Genomic DNA, 2,015 nt, shown 5'->3' on the forward strand with positions numbered 1-2,015 from the left:
CCCGGCTGCCCCGACTTCGGGTAGTGCGGCTCGATCAGCGCCAGCAGGTCCTTCCACGGCACGACCTGGTCCATCTCAGCCAAGAACACCTCACGCCGCGTCCGCTTGCGTTTGCCGTTGTACTCCGCGTCGCCGAAGGTCAGTTGCATCGTCGTCGTCCCGTTGCGTCTGTGCGATTGTCGCAGGATCAGGCGGAGTTGTTCAGAGTTTCCTTAGGATGTGAGAATGGAGAAGTCAAAAGAGACGTGTTGTGGCGTCGCCCGCTTTCTGCATCTGCTGGAAGGCCCGTGGGCGTCGCTGATCGTTCGCGAGCTACTCGCAGGCCCGCTCCGCTTTACTGAAATCAGAGCGGCGTTGGCCGGCATCAGCGCACACACGCTCACGCATCGGTTGCGGCAGTTCGAGAGTTCAGGACTGGTCGTGCGTACGGCCTACGCAGAAACTCCGCCGCGTGTAGTGTATCGGCTCACACCGCGCGGTGAAGGGTTGCGGGAGGTCTTCGATGCCATGCGCCGATGGGGCGATTCGCTTCCTGCCGACATCGCGCCAGTGGTGCAGCCGCAAAACGGCGATGCACTCAGCATGCACGAGATCGCGGCAGGATGCCCGCTTGCCGCGCAAGCCTCTGCTATCAAAGCGTCTATGGGTACCGTGAAGGATGTGCCAGCACGTACGCAGTCGTTGAAGAGCGCCGCAAAGCCGAGATGACTTAGAGCGGCTAGCTACGAGTCTTGTAGATGAACTCGACAGTGGAGAAGTGGGGAAGAGTGTTTTCGGCATCCAGATTCGTGCCATCTAGACCAACACATTCCGTTGGCTAATTGTGGACATGGGCTTACCACTATCACTTGGCCTAACTTTCGAGTTAGAGGAGCTCGACACTCCTTGAGCTCCTTGGGGTGGAACACTACTTCCAAGTGGACCGAATTAACGAGGAAGCTTCATGGGCAGGTATGGGCTGCACTCGACCCAAGCGCTGGTTCACGACTGCCAACTTCGGTCTCGTCGATCTGGTTGTACGCCCGCTTGTTAGACGGACTCAGCCGCTCTAACTGGAAATGGATCAAAGGGATAGCGCACCACGCGGTGCGCTTTGGGTAAGTCATATAGCTGGACCCATTGTAACGGGCTATTAGGTAGTTAGGCCGAACGTTGATGTTACGGAATGCACAATGACCAATCCTCCTTCTCAGATCATACTTAGCGGAAATGTGCACCCTCGCATGGGCGTTACTTGGCGTGCTCTTGACCTTGGTGGTTTTGTCAGCCTCCCGTAAAATTGATCCAGCCATCAGTAGAGGTCTCCGGCACACTAGCCCCCAAGGAGACCAACAATGCGCAAGAGCAAGTTCACCGAGAGCTAGATCGTCGCCACGCTAAAGCAGGTCGAGGGCGGTCGCCAGGTCAAGGATGTCTGTCGCGAGCTGGGCATTTCCGATGCGACGTACTACGTCTGGAAGTCCAGGTACGGCGGCATGGAGGCCGCTGACGTGCAACGCCTGCGCGACCTGGAGACTGAGCACAACAAGCTCAAACGCATGTACGCCGAGTTCGCGATGGAAAACCATGCATTGAAGGATGTCATCGCAAAAAAGCTGTAGACCCGGCGCATAAGCGCCCGCTTTTTGCCTGGCTCATCGAGCAGCATGGCTGGAGCGAGCGCCGGGCTTGTGCGGTGGTTGGCGTGGCTCGCTCGACAGCACGTTATCGGCGCAGTCCCGATCGGGATGAGGAGGTTATTGCGCTGTTGTCCGAGTTGGCCGAGCGTTTTCCCGAGCGCGGATTTGGAAAGCTTTTTCAGATCATCCGTCGTCGCGGACATCTGTGGAATCACAAGAGGGTCTGGCGCGTGTACTGCTTGATGAAACTCAATCAACGTCGCCGCAGCAAGCGCCGAGTACCGACGCGTCATCCACAGCCGCTGGCATGCGGTGATCGCGACGTCCCCCCCAGTTTGAGTAGCACCTTGGTTTGGAGTCCAATTCCCTACCCCGAGGAGATTGGACGTGAAGAAG

At 57.8% G+C, this 2,015-nt stretch carries 1 protein-coding gene and 2 pseudogenes; 2 read left to right on the forward strand and 1 reads right to left on the reverse strand.

The genetic code is table 11. The features are described from left to right. Positions 1–149, reverse strand: a pseudogene (locus tag LL962_RS20780) (IS5/IS1182 family transposase); the annotation flags it as partial. A gap of 76 nt (positions 150–225) precedes the next feature. Here LL962_RS20780 and LL962_RS20785 point away from each other — a divergent pair. Beyond that, the gene (locus tag LL962_RS20785; RefSeq protein ID WP_228318281.1) at positions 226–708 is read left to right on the forward strand and encodes a winged helix-turn-helix transcriptional regulator; all 483 of its coding nucleotides are present in this window, start codon (positions 226–228) and stop codon (positions 706–708) included. Between the two features lie 656 nt (positions 709–1,364). Then, positions 1,365–1,939 (forward strand): annotated as a pseudogene (locus LL962_RS20790) (transposase); the annotation flags it as partial. Between the last annotated feature and the right edge of the window lie 76 nt (positions 1,940–2,015).

Source organism: Xanthomonas sp. NCPPB 1067 (assembly GCF_020783795.1).
In the GTDB taxonomy this organism is placed as follows: domain Bacteria; phylum Pseudomonadota; class Gammaproteobacteria; order Xanthomonadales; family Xanthomonadaceae; genus Xanthomonas; species Xanthomonas melonis.

Coding starts and splice junctions, on each gene's coding strand:
- LL962_RS20785 (WP_228318281.1), top strand. CDS start 226: ATGGAGAAGTCAAAAGAGACGTGTTGTGGCGTCGCCCGCTTTCTGCAT.